At 59.1% G+C, this 17,813-nt stretch carries 16 protein-coding genes; 3 read left to right on the top strand and 13 right to left on the bottom strand.

From position 1 onward, the window contains the following. Positions 1 to 250: 250 nt before the first annotated feature. A complete protein-coding gene (locus R84865_RS02120) occupies positions 251 to 586 on the top strand; it encodes a hypothetical protein (RefSeq protein WP_435632975.1) in 336 nt (111 codons plus the stop codon). 453 nt (positions 587 to 1,039) lie between these two features. Here R84865_RS02120 and R84865_RS02115 read toward each other — a convergent pair whose 3' ends face one another. From R84865_RS02115 to R84865_RS02095, 5 genes are all read right to left on the bottom strand, one after another. Beyond that, positions 1,040 to 1,294 carry a YkgJ family cysteine cluster protein gene (locus R84865_RS02115; RefSeq protein WP_435632974.1) on the bottom strand — a complete coding sequence of 85 codons (255 nt, stop codon included), beginning with the start codon at positions 1,292 to 1,294 and terminating at the stop codon, positions 1,040 to 1,042. Next, positions 1,291 to 2,130 carry a 6-carboxytetrahydropterin synthase gene (locus R84865_RS02110; RefSeq protein ID WP_435632973.1) on the bottom strand — a complete coding sequence of 280 codons (840 nt, stop codon included), beginning with the start codon at positions 2,128 to 2,130 and terminating at the stop codon, positions 1,291 to 1,293. The genes R84865_RS02115 and R84865_RS02110 overlap by 4 nt, the downstream gene beginning before the upstream one ends. Beyond that, positions 2,130 to 2,774, bottom strand: coding sequence for a 7-carboxy-7-deazaguanine synthase (gene queE / locus R84865_RS02105; protein WP_435638716.1), 645 nt, complete (start codon positions 2,772 to 2,774; stop codon positions 2,130 to 2,132). The genes R84865_RS02110 and queE overlap by 1 nt, the downstream gene beginning before the upstream one ends. Then, positions 2,774 to 3,487: a 7-cyano-7-deazaguanine synthase QueC gene (gene queC, locus R84865_RS02100; RefSeq protein WP_435632971.1), complete on the bottom strand. Its 714-nt coding sequence runs from the start codon at positions 3,485 to 3,487 to the stop codon at positions 2,774 to 2,776. The genes queE and queC overlap by 1 nt, the downstream gene beginning before the upstream one ends. Positions 3,488 to 3,791: 304 nt before the next feature. Continuing rightward, positions 3,792 to 4,277 (bottom strand): DUF2147 domain-containing protein, encoded by a 486-nt coding sequence (locus R84865_RS02095; protein WP_435632970.1) that lies wholly within the window; start codon positions 4,275 to 4,277, stop codon positions 3,792 to 3,794. Between the two features lie 355 nt (positions 4,278 to 4,632). Here R84865_RS02095 and gloA point away from each other — a divergent pair, with 355 nt between their 5' ends. Together gloA and R84865_RS02085 are read left to right on the top strand one after the other, a co-directional pair. After that, the gene (gloA, locus tag R84865_RS02090; RefSeq protein WP_435632969.1) at positions 4,633 to 5,151 is read left to right on the top strand and encodes a lactoylglutathione lyase; all 519 of its coding nucleotides are present in this window, start codon (positions 4,633 to 4,635) and stop codon (positions 5,149 to 5,151) included. Between the two features lie 479 nt (positions 5,152 to 5,630). Continuing rightward, positions 5,631 to 7,370: an alpha/beta hydrolase family protein gene (locus R84865_RS02085; RefSeq protein WP_435638715.1), complete on the top strand. Its 1,740-nt coding sequence runs from the start codon at positions 5,631 to 5,633 to the stop codon at positions 7,368 to 7,370. Between the two features lie 117 nt (positions 7,371 to 7,487). Here the strand turns inward: R84865_RS02085 and R84865_RS02080 are convergent, their stop codons facing one another. The 8 genes from R84865_RS02080 to bioF form a co-directional block, all read right to left on the bottom strand. Then, positions 7,488 to 9,230, bottom strand: a complete 1,743-nt coding sequence (locus R84865_RS02080) for an NADPH-dependent assimilatory sulfite reductase hemoprotein subunit (protein WP_435638714.1) — start codon at positions 9,228 to 9,230, stop codon at positions 7,488 to 7,490. Continuing rightward, a complete protein-coding gene (locus tag R84865_RS02075) occupies positions 9,230 to 11,056 on the bottom strand; it encodes an assimilatory sulfite reductase (NADPH) flavoprotein subunit (protein WP_435638713.1) in 1,827 nt (608 codons plus the stop codon). Before R84865_RS02075 ends, R84865_RS02080 begins: the two co-directional genes overlap by 1 nt. A 330-nt stretch (positions 11,057 to 11,386) precedes the next feature. Then, complete coding sequence (locus tag R84865_RS02070) at positions 11,387 to 12,718, bottom strand: NtaA/DmoA family FMN-dependent monooxygenase (RefSeq protein WP_435638712.1); 1,332 nt, start codon at positions 12,716 to 12,718, stop codon at positions 11,387 to 11,389. 303 nt (positions 12,719 to 13,021) lie between these two features. Further along, a complete protein-coding gene (locus tag R84865_RS02065) occupies positions 13,022 to 14,380 on the bottom strand; it encodes an adenosylmethionine--8-amino-7-oxononanoate transaminase (RefSeq protein ID WP_435638711.1) in 1,359 nt (452 codons plus the stop codon). After that, entirely contained in the window at positions 14,373 to 15,098 is a 726-nt protein-coding gene (bioD, locus tag R84865_RS02060; RefSeq protein ID WP_435638710.1) for a dethiobiotin synthase, read from the bottom strand. The genes R84865_RS02065 and bioD overlap by 8 nt, the downstream gene beginning before the upstream one ends. Before the next feature lie 2 nt (positions 15,099 to 15,100). Further along, complete coding sequence (locus R84865_RS02055) at positions 15,101 to 15,901, bottom strand: methyltransferase domain-containing protein (protein ID WP_435638709.1); 801 nt, start codon at positions 15,899 to 15,901, stop codon at positions 15,101 to 15,103. Next, positions 15,898 to 16,653 (bottom strand): alpha/beta fold hydrolase, encoded by a 756-nt coding sequence (locus tag R84865_RS02050; protein ID WP_435638708.1) that lies wholly within the window; start codon positions 16,651 to 16,653, stop codon positions 15,898 to 15,900. The genes R84865_RS02055 and R84865_RS02050 overlap by 4 nt, the downstream gene beginning before the upstream one ends. Continuing rightward, positions 16,650 to 17,810, bottom strand: a complete 1,161-nt coding sequence (gene bioF, locus R84865_RS02045) for an 8-amino-7-oxononanoate synthase (RefSeq protein WP_435638707.1) — start codon at positions 17,808 to 17,810, stop codon at positions 16,650 to 16,652. The genes R84865_RS02050 and bioF overlap by 4 nt, the downstream gene beginning before the upstream one ends. Positions 17,811 to 17,813 lie beyond the last annotated feature (3 nt).

Here is a 17,813-nt window from a genome sequence, read left to right as displayed (position 1 = left end):
TCGAGGGTATCGTTCTCTCTACCGGTGCGTGCTAATGGAACTACGAACCGGCTGCGCTTGCGCCAATGGATATCAGGCGAACGCTATTGCCCGTGCATAAGCACCCCCTATTGGGGTGCTTTTTTTCGTCTGTCGAAGTGGGCGTGCAGGCTGAGCGTTGGCTGAAGCATAGCAACGCAGAGGCGCATGTTGCGTTGCAAAATAAGCCGGCCACGGGCATATTAACCACACAATTAATATGGAGATTAAAATGACAACCTGGCTGTGGCTTCTTCTCTCGGTGGCAACGCTGTTCGGCGTGATATTGGCAATCGCTGCAGCAATGAATCGCCCACCCTCCAAGTTTTTGAAGGTGGCGCACTTTGGCTTCGTGGTGGCTGGGCTGGCGATACTGGGTAGTATTGCCTGGTCGGGCAAACATGCGCTGTGGGCGGTGCTGTTATTAGCAACGATTGTGATCGCATCTGGTGTGGTGACCAGCATCAAGCGGTCACGGCGGCACGCCTCGGATGTACCGGTGGCAATCCATTCGGTGCTGGCGCTGCTGTGGTACGCGGGGCTGGTTACGCTATTGGCGTTAGAGTAATAGCTACTTGCGGCGTAAAGAAGGCGCGGGAAATAACACTTCAGCGCCTGGCGTCCAGATGATGATGGGCGATAAAAGCTGCAAAGCGCCTATTGTGGAGGGCCGTACTCGGTAAGCTATCGAGTACGGCCTTTTCATGCGTGTGGCCCGCACTGGGAATAGCTGCACTGCTCACCGCTGTGCTATGCGCCCAGTGCTAGCGAGGTAGGTAAGGCGTATAACGATGGGGTGGTCGCTGGGATAGGGGCGTCGGTCAGACGAGATTCGCGCTGAACTGGAGCGAACAGACGCGGTGTATTTTGCAATCAAAAAGGCGAAGCGGTGAGATACGCGCATGAGAATTAAACGGTGAAATAGCGCGCGATTGAAGCCGTTGGCCTTGCCGTTGCCGTTGACGGGGCGATCGCGCCTCCGTGCCCGAGAGAGATCGCTCGAGCCAATAACAGCAGCGTGCTAGCAGGTACTTTGCTCGAGCCAGCGTATGTTCAGCAGTGCGCTGTCACGATGATCACCGCACAGCTCGGCATCATAGTCGAACGCAAGGCATACCTCGGGACGTTCGGGCTTGCCGAACAGCATGCACAGGTTGTTATCGTCCAGTTGGATGCAGCGGACACCCGCAGGCTTACCCTGCGGCATGCCGGGAATCGGCGACGAAATCGAAGGTGCGATACAGCACGCGCCACAGCCTGCTCGGCATGTGCTCACCGCTTGCCCTCGGCGATCGCTCCCTTGCCAATGCCTTCAAAGGCCTGCACGCGAATGCGACCATCTTCTGCCAGCGCAATTTCGTTGGCGAGCCACTGCGCGATCTGCTCTACCGTAGTGGCGGTGGGCATCACGATAACCTTCTCCTTGGGCAGTGTAATGCGAAAATGCCCTTGGCTGGCCTGATATGCGAAGCGCAGCGTGTCGTCGTGCTCACTGCCCACCAGATCCTCGCGATCCGCCAGATAGATATTGGCCAGCCGCTCGCTCCAGTGCTGAATCAGCTCATCGTCCAACTCACCATCGCGCCAGATGCCAAGTCGCGACCGGTGCCCGTGCGCAATGCGCTGGCAGTTGCCCTGATGGCGCTTGAGTCCATGCGAATACCCGTAGCCATAGCCTTCGCGAATAGGTTCTTCGCGCAGCGTGACCTTGATGGCCGTAACGTTGGCCGGTGGCCGCTTCATCAGCTGCTCGCTGATCCACTCGCCGAGTCGGTGCGGTTCGATGGTTGACCACGGTAGCAGGGTGAATGCCTGACGCGGCGCTCGTACTTCCATCCGCCATGGCAGTGAGGCATCGATGCATAGCCCTTCGACGCACTCATTCACGCGCAGCCCCGGCATCTGGGTGGGCACGATCAGGGTGTGGTCAACGGTGGCATCGATATACTGCTTGATCCATGGCTTGATATTGCCGAAGTCGATCAGCATGCCATCTTCGCCAAGCTCGCCTTCAAGCTCGATATCAACCTGCCAACTGGCTCCCATCAGGCCGCGCTCCGCGCACCAGTAAGAGGCGTCCAACGCGGTCAGGGAATGTACAAAAAGACTCATTAATCTATGCCTGCAATTTTGTGCATCTGGATCGAAAGCTGCCAACGGGGATGACGCATGCAGTAGTCAAGCGCCTGCTCCATGGTATTGCCCACGCCGCCGCTAGGGGCGAGGTCCATGCCCTGAAGGTAAAAGTGGTCAAACGCTAGATGTTCGAACTGCGCTGGGCTGTTATCACTCTGCGGATACACCAGTTTCAGCTCATTGCCGCCGTTTACCGCTAACGCCACCGAGCCCTTGGGGCTAACGCACAGCCAATCTACTCCCGCCGGGGGCTCGATAGTGCCATTGGTCTCGACGGCTATCTCGAAGTCGCGCTGGTGCATTGCGTCGATCAGCGCATCATCGAGCTGCAACAGTGGTTCGCCGCCGGTGAATACCACGTACGGCTTGATACCTTCGCCTCGCGTGGGCCATAGCCCATCCAAGTGATCGGCAAGCGCCGCGGCCTCGCGAAAGCGGCCGCCATTTTGCCCGTCGGTGCCAACGAAATCGGTATCGCAGAATCGGCACATCGCGCTGTCGCGGTCACGTGCTCTACCCGACCATAGATTACACCCGGTGAAACGACAAAATACCGCCGCGCGTCCGCTGCGCGCGCCTTCCCCTTGTAGCGTGTAAAACGCTTCCTTGACCGCGTACATTAACGCACCCCATCGACGTAGGGGAGTGGGTCCTGCATCTGATGCGCAGCGAAGGCGGCCAAACGCTCGCGGCAGCTTCCGCATAGGCCGCACGCCTTCTCACCGCCAGAATAGCAGGTCCAGCTATTGGTATAGTCGAGGCCCATCGTCAGCCCGTCGCCCAGAATCTCTGCCTTGCTGGCATGAAGGTAGGGGGCGAGTAGCTCAACCGACTGATAGTTGGCGATAGCAGCCACGCTGTTCATGCGCTCAACAAATTCAGGGCGGCAGTCAGGGTAGATGGCATGGTCGCCACCGTGCGCACCGTAATAGCAGCGTGCTGCGCCAATGTTAACGGCATAGCCAATCGCCAGCGACAGCAGAATCATGTTGCGGTTAGGCACTACGGTAGCGGTCATGTTGCTTTCGTCGTAGTCGCCTTGCGGCATCGGCTGAGAAGCATCGGTAAGGGCCGAGCTATCAATGATCGAGTGAATGGCGCTGATATCCACGATTTTGTGCGGCACGCCAAGCTGTTTACACACGCGTTCGGCGACATCCAGCTCGCAGCGATGGCGCTGGCCATAGTCGAATGACAAGGCATATACCTCGTCTGTTTCGCGCAGCGCGCGGTGTAATACGGTGTAGGAGTCCATTCCGCCGGAGTAGATCACTACGGCGCGTTGGTTGGGCGTAGAAGTGGCGCTGCCGCCACCTTGGGTAGGCGTTGTCATAACGGAGAATTTTCCCGTAGTCGGGCCCGGGTTCCGGTCCGGGACATGAATGGTGTTGGCGAATTGCCAAGAATGAAGGGCGCATATTCTAGCGCGTTGGCGTGTACTTCACTAGGTGCTGGCGATCCCATATTGCTATCGCCTGAGCGCTGGCGCGTCCATTTAGCGGTAGTTGGCGCGTTTGATGGTTTGTGGCCGTGACGCCTTCGTGCCTCAGCGGTCAGCTCTCAACGCGCCTGGCGTGGGCGCCCATCCCGTTCGCTCCGTAGCAGCCCAGGCACAGCGAGCCCACGCTGCGGTGTAGCTAGTTGCGGCGATACCACACCTGGGTACGGCCAAATAGCGAAATACCCAGATAGCCGCGCACTTCCATGGTCTTGCCGTCCTTGGAGGGAATCAGCTTCACGCGATACACGCTGCCGTTACTCGGATCGAGAATGTGTCCGCCGTTCCATTCGTCGCCATCGCGCTTGACTCCCCATAGCAGGGTCATGCCCTTGATTGGTTGGTTGGCGCGTTCGCCGTCACACTTTTCGCACAGCGGATTGGGCGTTTGATCGGGGCGCCGAATCAGTTTGATCGGTTTGCCTTCCAGGGTGTCGCCATGCTGGGTAATTTCAACGATTGCCTTGGGCAGTTTGGTTTTATCGTCGACCATGCGCCAGGTGCCGACGGGTGTCGGTTGTGACGCGGCCTGACGGGCTGACGGCTGATCGGCCGCCGCTGCCAACGACGTTGCCAGCGCCGCGACCACGAGCGCGTTGCGCCAGAGCCTTCGAGTGCGATTCATTTGGGCCATCTCCCTTGAATACCGCTATGGCCATAGCGTAACAGGAAGCATACTGCAGGAGGCGGTTGTTAAGGCTCACCATTGGTCGTAGGGGCATCGCTCGCATCCGCCGACAAGCGTGCTTGAGTGAAAGCGCGACAATAGGAAGGTACGCGGCGACTTGATAGTCGCAAGGCGTATGCGCGCTTGGCTACAGCGAGAAGTAATGCGCTGGCAAGGCGTAACCGGGCCGATAAAAAGGCTGCATAGTGTCAATCGGAGGTCACGTCTTCAGCCTTGACGGGGGTAGGGTGTATCATAGCCATATCTAATCTGAAAAGGTTAGCTAATAACCTAGTTCTCATGAGGAGAGACCATGTCGCTTACACAGATTCGTGATCAATACAGCGAAGCAGCAGGCCGCCCCGCTGAGACCAGCGGTTTTGTGTTCAATCACACCATGCTGCGCGTCAAGGATATCGATAAATCACTGGCGTTCTACAACAAGGTGCTCGGCTACGAACTGGTCGACGTGCGTGATTTCCCGGAAGCTGAGTTCACGCTGTTTTTCCTGGCGATTCTGCCGGAAGGCACGCAGGTGCCTGAGCAGGACGACGAGCGTCGTCGCTGGCTGGCAGGTTTGCCGGGCGTGCTTGAGCTGACCCACAACTACGGCACCGAGAAGGAAGAAGGTGCGGTGTACCATAATGGTAACGACGAGCCGCAAGGGTTCGGCCATTTGTGCGTATCGGTTCCTGATCTTGAGGGCGCATGCCAGCGCTTCGAAGAGCAGGGCGTTACCTTCCAGAAGCGCTTGAACGACGGTCGCATGAAGACGCTTGCCTTCATCCGGGACCCCGACGACTATTGGATTGAAATCATCTCCAATAGCTAATCGGTCAGCAGCGCGCTAACCGATATCGGCATCATCGGTATGGGCACCTCGCACAACGGGGTGCCCATTTTTGTGCGCGCTATTAATAGCCATAGAAGCGCCAAGGCTAGCATGGGCATTAGGCGATAATGCTAACGGCGAGCAATCGTCGCGGTACCTCGCCAAGAAAAGGCCATCACGGTGCGCTGCTTAATCTTCAGTTAAATATATCGGCCGAATACCCGTCGCTCGGACAACGTTTCGTCATATTCCCATGCTTAACTAGCGCGTTTTGATGTCGCCAGCGCAGCCTATCGAACGCGCCAAGGTGCTGCGCTTGGCGTAGCGATGGTTTGCCACAGTGACAAGCGACAGGTGGAACTTTACTCCTGGTGTCGTTCAACAATACTCATCGTCGGCGTGACGCACATACACACGCTGAACAGAGCGCCATCGGCGCATCGTGCTATTCACGGCGGTTATAATAATGGAGAAGTTCAGTGGGTGTTTTTTCACATCAGAAGAATGACGATCGCGGTACTCCCAATGCGCTCGATGCGGCGCTGTTATCCAACTATGCCTATCCTGCCACCGACGCGAGAGTGCCGGTAGCCAGCGAGGTAGAGCAGCGCGGCTGGCGTCAAATTGGTGCTGAGGCGCTCAATTATCAGGGCAGTGTCGATGGCACCGGCGCCTTCAGTGGTGAATTGATTGGTTATCAGACGGCTCATGTACAGGTGCTGGGCAAATACGACGATAATGACAACTTGACCGATATCGCCTTGGCGTTTCGCGGTACTCAATCCCCCTCTAGTAACGGCATCATTAACACGGTCGGCGACGTGTTTAACGATCTGTCAGCGGCGCTGCCCGACGATGTATGGCAGCAGTATGCGCCGCGCGCGTTTGGAGAATTATTCAGTCGCGTGGCCGAGTTTGCACAAGCGAATGGTCTGAGTGGCAGCGATGTGCTGGTCACCGGCCACAGTCTTGGCGGCATGGGGGTGAACAGCATGGCCTCGGTGAGTGACGATACCTGGGGCGGCTTTTACGCCGATTCAGACTACGTCGCGTTTGCATCTCCCACCCAAGACGACAAGGTGTTCAACATCGGATTCGAGAACGATCCCGTTTTCCACGTATTGCCCGACAACGACATCTCACTACCGTACTCGCTGGATCGCAACTCTCCGCTCGCCATGGATTTCACGCTCAACAATGGCACCAACAATCTGATCAATTTCAACGATTACTACGCAAGTGAGCTATCGATGCCGCTTAATGAATCAATCTCTAATCCAAGTGCGTGGGCGGCGCATAACTCGCAACAGTATCAGTCAGGGGTTCGGCATGTGCTTGCGTCGCAGTTTTATCCGCTAACGCAGCAGGACAGCACTATCGTGATGTCTAACCTGTCGGATGAGACGCGCGCTGATACCTGGGTCGAAGATCGCAATATGGGGCACAAAGAGCGTGAAGGCAGCGTGTTTCTATTGGGCAGCGAGGGCGATGATCTGCTGCGTAATAATGGCAGCAATGCCTACATGGAAGGTTTCAGCGGCGACGATACCTTTAGCGTGAGCGGCGGCTATGCGGTGATAGCAGGGGATGGCGGCGACAACACCCTGATGGTGGACGGCAGCCTTAACGATATCCAAACCGTTTTTCACCACGACGTTCTTTATCTAAAGCAGCAAGACGGCGATTTGATTACTGCGAGCGATATCTCGACCGTTTCGGGTCAGGAAGCCAGCGGTTTGTTCGGCCTATCGTCCAACAACGTTAGCTATTCGGTCAGCGACACTCAGTTGGTTGCGCAAAACGACGCTTATGACAATTTATCGTACACGTCGAGCGTGGATGCCGAAGCAAATACCGGCGATCCGGTGCTGCTGGCCGATGATCAATGGGGCTTTGGCAGCGATGGTAGCGATACCATCGTCAGCGCTAGTGACGGCGGCTCGACGATTATTTCGGGTAGCGGTGACGAAGCCTTTTACAGTCAGGGCGGCACCAACACCTTCTTGTTTGATGGTGATTTCGGTCACGACATGATCTATGGCCTCGATGCGTCGGACACGCTGGTGTTCCAGAATATTCCTGGTATCAATGGCGCGAGCTATAGCGACTTCGTCGATGCGCAGGACGACCGCGTGACGCTGACCTTTGACGACAGCAGCGTTGATTTGGTGGGCATTTCTGCTGATAGCCTGAATAGCGATCAGATCGTACTGGTGTAGTGCCTGGCGGCAGTGGCGGTGCCGAGTGCGCGGCTCACGCTGTTAGCAAAGTCATAAGAAAGCCCGGCTGCTGTACAAGCGGCCGGGCTTCCTGCTTTCGGTTATATCCGCAGTGGCTTACTGATCGTGAAAATCGAGGCCGTTAACAGTGGCCTTGATAACACCGGCGCGAATCACGAAATCACCGAAGTGTTCGCCTTCGTTGCGCTCTTCCGCGTAGCGATAGAGCAACGGCGTGAGCTCCTTGAGGATCGTCTCTTCGTCGATGTTCTCGCGGTACATCTTGTTCAGCCGCGTGCCTTCGAAATTACCGCCCAGATAGAGGTTGTAGCGCCCAATGGCCTTGCCGACAAAGCCGATTTCGGCCATGAATGGGCGGCCGCAGCCGTTGGGGCAACCGGTCATGCGCAGCACGATGGGAGTGTCGGCAAGCCCGGCGTCACGCATCACGGCATCGATCTTGTCGAGCAGTGTGGGCAGGTAGCGTTCGCTTTCTGCCATCGCCAGCCCGCAGGTGGGGAAGGCCACGCACGCAATCGAGTGCTGACGCAGCGGCGTGATGTTTTTCTCCATGCGGTACTTGGCCAGCAGCGCATCGATGGTGGCTTTGTGCTGCTCCGGCACATTGCTGATGATGATGTTCTGGTTGCAGCTCATCACGATATCGCCGTCGAAACTTTCAGCAATGGCGCGTAGCCCGCTTTTGATATGCATGCCGGCATGAATTGGGGAGTTGTCGGGGTAATCCTTGATGCGGCCGTTTTCGACAAACAGTCCGTAGTGCCACAGATCATCTTCGCCCTGATACCAGCCCAGGGTGTCGCCGGTATCTTCAAAGTGGTATGGACGTTGCTCTTCCAGCGCATAGCCGAGGTAGCTTTCGAGTGCTTGCTTGAAGCCATCGACGCCCATGGTATCGACGGTGTACTTGAGTCGCGCGTGCTTGCGGTTGTGGCGATCGCCGTTGTCGCGCTGCACCATCAGCACCTTCTCGGCGACATCGATCAGCTTATCCTTACTGACATAGCCAAGCACGGTGGCGATACGCGGGTAGGTTTCCGGCTCGCCGTGGGTCGAGCCCATACCGCCGCCTACTGCCACATTGGCACCGATGATCTCGCCATCTTCGACAATTGCAATAAAGGCGAGGTCGTTAATGTGCACATCGACTTCGTTATGCGGCGGCAGCGCCAGCCCGACCTTGAACTTACGCGGCAGGTAGTGCTGCGTGTAAAGCGGCTCGACCACTTCACCCGGGCCGCCGTGCACGCGCTCTTCACCGAGGAAAATCTCGTGATAGGCGCGGGTACGTGGCAGTAGATGATCACTAATATGCGCCGCCAACTCGTAAAGCTCATGATGCAGGCGTGAGCGATTAGGGTTGGCGGTGGAGGTGACGTTACGGTTGACGTCGCCGCATGCAGCGATAGTGTCGACCATCACCTCGTTGATCGATTTCAGGTGCTGGCGCAGGTTGCGCTTGAACACGCCGTGATACTGCAGGGTTTGGCGCGTGGTAATACGCAGCGTGTTGTTGGCGTAGTGGGTGGCAACGTCATCAATCGTGCGCCACTGCGCTGCGCTCAGGCGACCGCCGGGAATGCGGCAGCGCACCATGAACGAGTAGAGCGGCTCGAGCTTCTGCTGACGACGCTCGCTGCGCACGTCACGGTCGTCCTGCATGTAGAAGCCGTGAAACTTGGTCAGCTGCGTATCGGCTTCGCGCACCGCGCCAGTCACGTTGTCGGCCATGTCTTCTTGCAGGTGGCCACGGAGATAGTCACTGTCTACCTTCAGCTTCTCGTTAGCGGCGTAGGTGGTCAAATCCTCGTCGCGAAGCTTGGTAATGATATCGGTCATTAGTATACGTCCCGCTGGTAGCGTTTGGACTGCTGCAGTTCGCGCAGCCAGGCGGCAGCGGCTTCTTCGTCCATGCCGCCGTGGGTGTGAGCGATCTCCATCAGGGTGGCGTGGACATCGCTTGCCATGCGGTCGCCATCACCGCAGACATAAAAGTGCGCGCCACGCGACAGCCATTCGAAGACCTCCTGGCCGTGCTCGCGCAGACGATCCTGTACATACACCTTGTCGGCTTGATCGCGCGAGAAGGCGACATCGAGGCGCGTCAGCAGCCCTTGTTCGCGCATCTTCAGCCACTCGGACTGATACAGGAAGTCGGTGTTGAAATGCTGGTCGCCAAACAGCAGCCAGTTGTCGCCGGCGGCACCGTCTTCATCGCGCTGTTGCAGGAAGGCGCGGAAGGGGGCAATACCGGTGCCGGGGCCGACCATGATGATGGGAGTATCGCCATCTTCCGGCAGCTTGAAGTTCTTGTTGTGATCGATATAGATCGGAATGCTGTCGCCCGGCTTCACACGATCGGACAGCCAGGTGCTGGTAACGCCTCCGCGTGCGCGGCCGTGAGCTTCATAGCGCACGATTCCCACCGTCAGATGCACTTCGTCGGGGTTGGCATCCAGCGAAGAGGCAATCGAATAGAGCCGCGGCGGCAGCTTGCGCAGTGCGCCAACGAAGTCCTGCGGACTCAGCCCTTTAATGGGATAGTCGCGCAGCACGTCGATGATCTGACGGCCGTACAGCCACTGCTTCAGCTCTTCGCGGTTGTCTTCCTCGAGCAATCGCTTCAGCTCGGCTGAATCGGTCAGCTCAGCCCAGTGCTTGACCAGCGGCCGCGTTAGCGTGGTGACTTCCAGCTCTTGCAGCAGCGCGCTGCGCAGCAGGCGACCGTCGCCAAGATCGTGGTCAGCGCTGAATTCGAGTACGTCGATCATTTCGTCGACATAGCTGGGGTCATTCTGCGGCACGATGCCCAAGGCGTCGCCCGGTTGGTAGCTAAGCCCCGAACCTTCCAGCGACAGCTCGATATGGTGGGTCTCCTTGGCGGAGCCGCGACCGTTAAGCTGAATCGATTCGAGTACTTCTGCCTGGAAAGGATTCTTGCGCGACCAAGCGCTGGCCGGTGCAGCGGCACTACCGGCGGCCGTCAGCGGCGCACTGCCGGCGGCGGGTGCGCTTTCGCCCTTGAGCGTATCGAAGGCATTGAGCGCGGTCTCGATAAACTGCTCGGCAGTGTCGTCGTAATCGACATCGGCATCGACGCGATCATGAATGCGCTGAGCGCCCAGATCAGCAAAACGTTTGTCGGTGCGCTTGCCCATCTCGCAGAAGAATTCGTAGCTGGAATCACCCAGCCCTAGTACCGCGAAGTGGCTGCCATCGAGCTTCGGTGCCTTGCGGCCATCGAGCAGCTCGTAGAAACCTTCGGCGGTATCGGGCGGCTCGCCTTCGCCCTGAGTGCTTACCACAATCAGGTAGTGGCCGGGCTCTTTGAAATCCTTCTTGCTGACATCGGCCATATCCAAAAGCCGCGTAGTGAAGCCACGCGCTTTGGCAGCCTCGGCCGCTTGCTCAGCCACGCGCTCGGCGTTACCGGTTTGCGAGCCAAACAGTACGGTCAGCGTGAAGTCCACCGCAGGGGCTGCAGCACCCGCAGCAGCGCCAGCAGCAGGTGCGCTCGCGACTGCACCACCGGCAGCAAGCGCGCTCAAATAACCTGCCAACCAGGTCATCTGGTGGGCGTCGAGCCCCGCTAGTGCCTGATTCAGCCGTTCGGCCTGCTCAGCGGTTAGCGGACTATTGGTGTCGAGCAGCGGCCCATTCGACATTGGAAATCCTCATCGTGTTCTTCTCTACAGCGCGGGAAGCATGCTAGCGATGCCATCGTAGAAATAAAAGGTATGAAAAAGAATCTGCTTATGCGTTCCGGTGCTTTTAAAAAAGGTGCTTCACCGGTCTTTGCCCGCATGTAGAGGGTTTTCTTAGTCCCTCTATCATAGGCGCCCAAAGGTTCAGTATCTATTCAAGGCTTCTTAGGAAGGGGTTAAATTGTATTTATAGTTGATGAGAACCAATGCGCTAGCGCGATCGATGATAGAAGGGGCGCGGCATGAGACAGCTGATGCATCCTGCTGTCCCCCCTGGCCCCCTGCTCGGTGCTAGTGGTGAAGTTGAGGTTCCGCCAAAGCGAGCGTCTGACGCAAGGTGCATGGCTGGTCGCTGAAGGAGGGGAAAAGGCCGCGGCGGCGCAGTTCGGGCAGCAACCGTTCAGCGAGGTCGCGGGCCCCGCGCTGACTGCTGATTTGGATGATGAAGCCATCGGCGGCACCGCTGCGCTGCCACGCGTGCATTTGCTCGGCAATGTGCGAGGCGCTGCCGGCGAACACCAGTGCCTTGAGGCGGAATAGCTGATGGAGTGCTTCGCCCATGCTAACGCTGCGCTGCTGACAGGCACGCAGCGGTTCGTAAAGCCAGGTGCCTTCATTGGCATGAGCGTTGGCGATATCGGCATCCGAGATGGGACTAAGATCGGCCTCCGGTGCTGCTAGCGAGCGCTGGATGGCTCGTGCAACGCGATCGCGCAGTTCATCGAGCACGCGGTGCTGCGTGGCATAGTCGGTAAAGGCCTGCTCAGGGCTAACATCGTCGCTGGTGATATGCAGGATCAGCTTCATCAACAGCAGCGGTGCTCGGCGTTCAACGCCTGCTTGCTGCTGGTAGTGCGCCAGCGAAGCGCGATAGGCCAGCGCGGCATCGATATCGGTTTGCATGCCAAATACGACATCTGCACTGCGCGCTGCCAACTGCTGACCGTGGGTCGATTGCCCGGCCTGAAAGATGACCGGCTCGCGCTGACAGGAGGGTTCGATATTGAGCGGGCCGGCCACCGTAAAAAAGTCGCCGTGGTGGTTGAGCGCAGTAATTTTCTCTTTATCGATGTAGCGGCCGCTGCGTCGGTCGCGCGGTAAGGCATCCGGCGCATAGCTGTGCCACAGTCCGCGCACGACGCTGACAAACTCTTCTGCCCGGGCGTAGCGAGTGCGATGGTCGCGCTGGCTATCAAGGCCAAAGTTGCGCGCCGCGCGATCCCCCAGCGACGTAACCAGATTCCATCCGCAGCGCCCGCGCGACAGATGATCGAGACTCATCAGTTGGCGAGCCAGATTGTAAGGTTCGTTATAAGAAGTAGAGAAGGTGCCCACTAGTCCAATGCGCCGCGTTTGTGCGGCGAGGAAGCTCAGCAGCGATAGCGGCTCGAAGCGCGACAGGTAGTGGGGCGGGCCGTCTGGGTCGGCGAATACTGCATCAGCAATAAACAGGAAAGAGACACCCGCGCCATCGAGCTGCTGGGCTATCTTGCTATACCACTCAGGATTGATCGACGCATCCACCGGTTCCTGGTCGTCAAGCCATGCACGTTCATCGTCTGGCGCGCCCGAACCGGTCAACATGGCGCCCAGTATTATCGGAGAGGGTGATGCGTGGTGCATAAGAGGTAAGACTTCCAGTGAAACAAAAGGCGTAGGGGCTTGGCGCGATAGTATGGCGAGAATAGCTGACAGCAACCACGGTTGCCTAGCCGTTGCAACGCCGCGCTGCTGTGTCACCAGCGCTGCCGCGATACCCGTCACGAACCGCCGCCCTCGGTAGCGGCAGGCGCGCGGTCACCTTGGGGGCTACGCCAGCGCCAAACAGTGGGTGGTGGCAGCGCTAGTCTCGCCAGCGGCAGCTGCGCAGAGAGGTAGGCGTGCTGAAGCCAAAAGGGCTGTTAGCTTGAGCTCACCTTGCAACCGCTAAGCGCGTGTCGCGACATCGATGCATTCTGCAGTAACGTCGCCCAGCAGTGCGATTTCCGGCTCACTAATCACATAAGGTGGCATCCAGTAGATCACGTTGGCGAGCGGACGCAGCAGCACGCCGCGCTGATAGGCGTGCTGATACACCTTGGTATTGAGGCGCTGTTGCCATGGATAGGGCGTAAGCGGCTGCTTGTTAGCCACCAGCTCGATGGCAACGACCATGCCGGTCTGGCGCACATCGCCGACATGCGGATGATCGCGCAGCGGCTCGGCGGCGCGGGCCATGGCGGCACTCTTGGCGTGGTTGCGTTCGATAATCTGCTGATCACGGAACACGTCCAGCGTGGCCAGCGCGGCACTGCAGGCGAGCGCATTACCGGTATAGCTATGCGAATGCAAAAACGCCTTGAGGCTTTGGTAATCATCGTAGAAAGCGGCGTACACCTGGTCGGTGGTCAGTACCACTGACAGCGGCAGATAGCCGCCGGTCAAGGCTTTCGACAGGCACAGGAAGTCGGGACTAACGCCTGCCTGCTCGGCGGCAAAGAGGGTTCCGGTGCGACCAAAGCCAACGGCAATTTCATCGAATATCAGCTGCACGTTGTGGCGATTGCAGGCATCACGCAGCTTCTTCAGGTAGCTGGGCGGGTACATGCGCATCCCGCCAGCGCACTGAATCAGCGGCTCGAGAATGACCGCCGCCAACTCATCGGCGTGCTGCTCAAGCGCGCGCTCCATATGCTCAAACATCGCATCGGCGTGAGCGTCCCACTCATCGCGGGGCAGCCCGAAGCAATCGGGGGCGGGCACCTTGATCACATCCAGCATCAGCGCACGGTAGGTGTCGGTATAAAGCCCCACGTCGCTGACCGACAGCGCGCCGAGGGTTTCTCCGTGATAACCGTTGGTCAGGGTAAGGAAACGCTTCTTCTCGGGGCGGCCAATGTTCTTCCAGTAGTGGAAGCTCATTTTCAGTGCAATCTCAATCGCCGCCGATCCGCTATCGGCATAGAAGCAGTGGCCCAGGCCCGCCGGCGTCAGCTCGATCAAGCGTTCCGATAGCTCAATCACCGGCTGATGGGTGAAGCCCGATAGAATGACGTGCTCAAGTTGGTCGAGCTGTTCCTTCATACGCTGATTGATGGTCGGGTTCGCGTGACCGAGCACGTTGACCCACCACGAGCTCACCGCATCGAGATAGCGCTGACCGTCGAAGTCTTCCAGCCATACTCCCTGACCGCGCTTGACCGGAATCATCGGTAGCGTCTCGTGATCCTTCATTTGGGTGCAGGGGTGCCATACCGCGCGAAGATCGCGCTGCTTCCAGTGTTCGTTGAGCGAGGCGTTAGTCATCGGCAGCACTCCTTGCCAGTAGCGGGGTGAGATCAAGATAGGTAGCGGCAGCAGCGGCGCTGGCGCAGCTGAGATGTGGCACCACGCCAAGGCAGGGGGCTGGCAACCACTGGCGTAGGGTGTCGAGGTTTTCGTTCAGGCGGTTGTCTTGGGCAGCCTGCGCGGTTTTGGCATCGACCAGGTTGGCCACCCAGCCGGCTACCTTCAGACCATCGCGCTCAATCGCTTCCAGCGTTAGCCGGGCATGGTTGATGGCCCCCAGCTTCACACCCACCACTAGCACCACTTCTAGCTGTAAGGTGCGCGCAAGATCGGCAAGTGTTTCGCGCTCGTTCAGTGGAACGCGCCAGCCGCCGGCCCCTTCGATCAAGGTGAAGTCGGCGGGTGCGTCATCGAGCAATTGGCGCATTGGGGCCGCTAGTGCTGCCACGCTGAGGGCAATGCCTGCTTCAGCGGCGGCAATATGGGGGGCGATAGCAGGAGACAGCGCGATGGGATTGATGCGCGAATAGGCTAACGTGGGCTGGCACTCGGCTTGCAGCGCCAAAGCGTCGCTGTTGCGCAGCCCTTCGGCAGTTGAATGTGAGCCGGAGGCGACCGGCTTGCCGGCTGCGGTGGTGAGTCCGCGCTGTCGGGCTGCATGCAGCAGGGCACAGCTGATCAGGGTTTTGCCGGCATCGGTATCGGTGCCGGTGATAAAGAAACGCTGCTGGGTCATGGTCAGTTAACGTGTTGAAGAATAATCAGCCAAGTGTCGTAGCGCGCAGGAACACCGTTGGGAAAGCTCTGTGCGGCAAGCGCCTCGAGGTGCTTTAGCGGCATCCGCTGGGGCGTGGCTTGGCGCGGGTGATAGTGCGCGCCCAACGTTTTGAGGTTACGCAGTAGGGTTAACGCATCGGGGTAGTAATAGCGGAAATCGCGGCGCTGACAGCTACGCACGGCGAAGCCGCTGCGAATAATCGCATCACGCAAGGTCGATCGATCGGTAAAGCGATTGACCGGCGAATCAAGGCCCGCTGCACGGCACAGGCGTGTGAATTCGCTGAAGGTGTCATCGCCGAGGGTCGTAAATGCCAGCCAGCCGTCGGGGCGTAGCACGCGCTTGGCTTCGGCGAGAAAACCGTCGAGCCGTGCCAGCCACTGAACCGCGAGATTGGAGACACATAGCTCCAAGCGTTGGGAGGCGAGCGGTAGTTGTTCAGCATCGCCGCACAGCCAATGGGCCGCGGGCAGCCGTCGACGTGCGCTAGCAAGCATGCGCGGGGCAAGGTCGATGCCGAACAACTGAGATTCGGCAATGCCTGCGCGCGCTAGCTGCTCCAGCATAAAGCCGGTGCCGCAGCCAATGTCGCCGCAGCGCGCCTGGTCATTAAAGGCGTGCGGCGCTACTTCGTGCAGATTGTCCAATAACGCCTGGCCGGTCTGACGCTGTAGCACGGCAGCGGCGTCGTAGCTGTCGGCGGCACTGCCAAAACAGTCGGCAATCCGCGCTTTATCTAGAGGGTAAGCGGGCGAACTCATGAGTGCCTCTTGGGGTGCTGTATGAAGGCAGCGATCCGCGCCGCCAGCGGCTCGGGTGCTTCGATGGGGAAGGCGTGGCTGCCTGCGAGGATCTCGGTATCGAGGCGGGTATTACCGAGGCCACCAAACGCCGCTGCGGCGCTGACCGGCACCAGCGCGTCGCGCTCGGCAAAAAGATGCAATTGCGGCCGTACCAGCGTCGCCAGCACGGCGCGATTATCGAGCTGCGCCAGCAATTGCAGGCCAGCTTCTCCCACCGCATCTGACTCGTCGCTAAGATGAGTGCGCAGCGTGCTGATGAGCGAACGCTGCTCCGAGCCCTGGCTGCACAGTAGTGCGAACCGTTGGCGGGTAGCCTTCGGCTTGTGCTGAAAGCGCGCACAAAAATCGTCGAATATCGGCGCGTCCAGCGCCTGCGGCCACTCGTTACAGGCGCTGAAGCGGGCGTTGCTGGCGAGGGTGATGAGCCCCGCAAAACGCTGCGGCATGCGCTCGACCAAGCGGCTTGCCAGCATGCCGCCCAGCGACCAGCCGGCGATCCACAGCGGTCGGCCCTGTGCATCGTCATTTTCATCAATGCGCTGCTCCAGCGCCTCACACCAGTCATCAACGTTGTTAGTGGTGAGTGCGGGAAGTGCTTCCAGCTGCGCGTCGAGTTCGGGCCACCGCTGTACCAGGCAGGCTTTCAAGGGTGCCAGCGCTGTTGCGCGAAAGCCCCAGCCGGTGATCAATATCAGACGGGGAGCGGTCATGACAGGGAAAATCCGCTCACACGAGCGCTGTCGCAATGCCGCGCCAAGCGCTCCACCAAACGCTGAATATCAGCGGGGCGGTGACGTGCGGATAGCGTAATGCGCAGCCGGCTGCTGCCGGTTGGTACCGTCGGCGGGCGAATCGCGCCCACTCGCAGGCCGTCTTCAAGCAGCTGCTGTCCCAACGCCATGGTCGAGGGTTCGTTCCCCATCACCAGCCCCTGGATGGGCGTTACGCTGGGTAATAGCGTAAGCCCGGCAGCGCGCGCCAAGCGCTGAAACAGCGCGATATGGTGATGCAGGCGCTCACGGTGCTCGGGGGCCTTTATCGCAAGCTGTACGGCCTGATCGGCGGCCGCGGCGGCCATCGGTGCTAGCCCGGTCGAATAGATATAGGGCCGTGCCAACTGAATCAGCCCTTCGATCAATGTCTCGCTTCCTGCCACGAAGGCCCCTTGGCTACCTAACGCCTTGCTGAAGGTGCCGATCACCACTTCGGCTTGTTGGCGGCTCGTTCCTTCGCAAACGCCAGCGCCGCTGCTGCCCATTACACCGACGCCGTGAGCGTCATCGACAATCAGCGTGGCGTCGTATTGGGCGGCCAGCGCACTAAGCTGTCCAAGCGGCGCAATATCGCCATCCATGCTGAAAATGCCGTCGCTGACGATAAAACGCCGCCCCCGCTCGGCATCCAGACGCTGCAGATGCTGCTCAAGGTCTTCGCTGTCAAGATGCGCATAGCGCCTGAGTCGAGCGCCGCTTAAGCGCGTGCCATCCAACAGCGACGCATGGTTGAGGCGGTCGTGCAGGCAGTAATCGCTGCGCGTGCAAAGCGCATCAAGCACCGCCAGATTGGCCTGAAAGCCACTGGGAAACAGCAGCGCTCGTTCGCGCCCCAGCCACGCCGCCACGCGTTCTTCGAGACGTTGATGGATGGCGCAGTAGCCTCCCACCAGCGGCGATGCCGCAGCACTGCTACCAAACTGCTCAAGCGCCTGTGAGGCCGCGCGTGTAACGGCAGGGTGCTGACTGAAGCCAAGGTAATCGTTGCCGGCAAAGTCGACTACGCCAGGCTGATGCTGCCAGCGCTGGCGGTAGCGCTGCTGTAGCTTTCTCTCGGTAAGCTTCGGCGTAAGCCAGTGTTCCAGCGCTGTCATCGG

It is taken from the genome of Carnimonas bestiolae, from assembly GCF_051251145.1.
In the GTDB taxonomy this organism is placed as follows: Bacteria; Pseudomonadota; Gammaproteobacteria; order Pseudomonadales; family Halomonadaceae; genus Carnimonas; species Carnimonas bestiolae.
Note: the sequence above shows the minus strand (reverse complement) of the source record. Positions and strands in the feature narration are given on the sequence as shown.

Coding starts and splice junctions, on each gene's coding strand:
- R84865_RS02110 (WP_435632973.1), bottom strand. CDS start 2,130: ATGAGTCTTTTTGTACATTCCCTGACCGCGTTGGACGCCTCTTACTGG.
- R84865_RS02065 (WP_435638711.1), bottom strand. CDS start 14,380: ATGACTAACGCCTCGCTCAACGAACACTGGAAGCAGCGCGATCTTCGC.
- queE (WP_435638716.1), bottom strand. CDS start 2,774: ATGTACGCGGTCAAGGAAGCGTTTTACACGCTACAAGGGGAAGGCGCG.
- gloA (WP_435632969.1), top strand. CDS start 4,633: ATGTCGCTTACACAGATTCGTGATCAATACAGCGAAGCAGCAGGCCGC.
- R84865_RS02080 (WP_435638714.1), bottom strand. CDS start 9,230: ATGACCGATATCATTACCAAGCTTCGCGACGAGGATTTGACCACCTAC.
- R84865_RS02050 (WP_435638708.1), bottom strand. CDS start 16,653: ATGACCGCTCCCCGTCTGATATTGATCACCGGCTGGGGCTTTCGCGCA.
- R84865_RS02070 (WP_435638712.1), bottom strand. CDS start 12,718: ATGCACCACGCATCACCCTCTCCGATAATACTGGGCGCCATGTTGACC.
- R84865_RS02075 (WP_435638713.1), bottom strand. CDS start 11,056: ATGTCGAATGGGCCGCTGCTCGACACCAATAGTCCGCTAACCGCTGAG.
- queC (WP_435632971.1), bottom strand. CDS start 3,487: ATGACAACGCCTACCCAAGGTGGCGGCAGCGCCACTTCTACGCCCAAC.
- R84865_RS02055 (WP_435638709.1), bottom strand. CDS start 15,901: ATGAGTTCGCCCGCTTACCCTCTAGATAAAGCGCGGATTGCCGACTGT.
- bioF (WP_435638707.1), bottom strand. CDS start 17,810: ATGACAGCGCTGGAACACTGGCTTACGCCGAAGCTTACCGAGAGAAAG.
- R84865_RS02120 (WP_435632975.1), top strand. CDS start 251: ATGACAACCTGGCTGTGGCTTCTTCTCTCGGTGGCAACGCTGTTCGGC.
- R84865_RS02095 (WP_435632970.1), bottom strand. CDS start 4,277: ATGAATCGCACTCGAAGGCTCTGGCGCAACGCGCTCGTGGTCGCGGCG.
- bioD (WP_435638710.1), bottom strand. CDS start 15,098: ATGACCCAGCAGCGTTTCTTTATCACCGGCACCGATACCGATGCCGGC.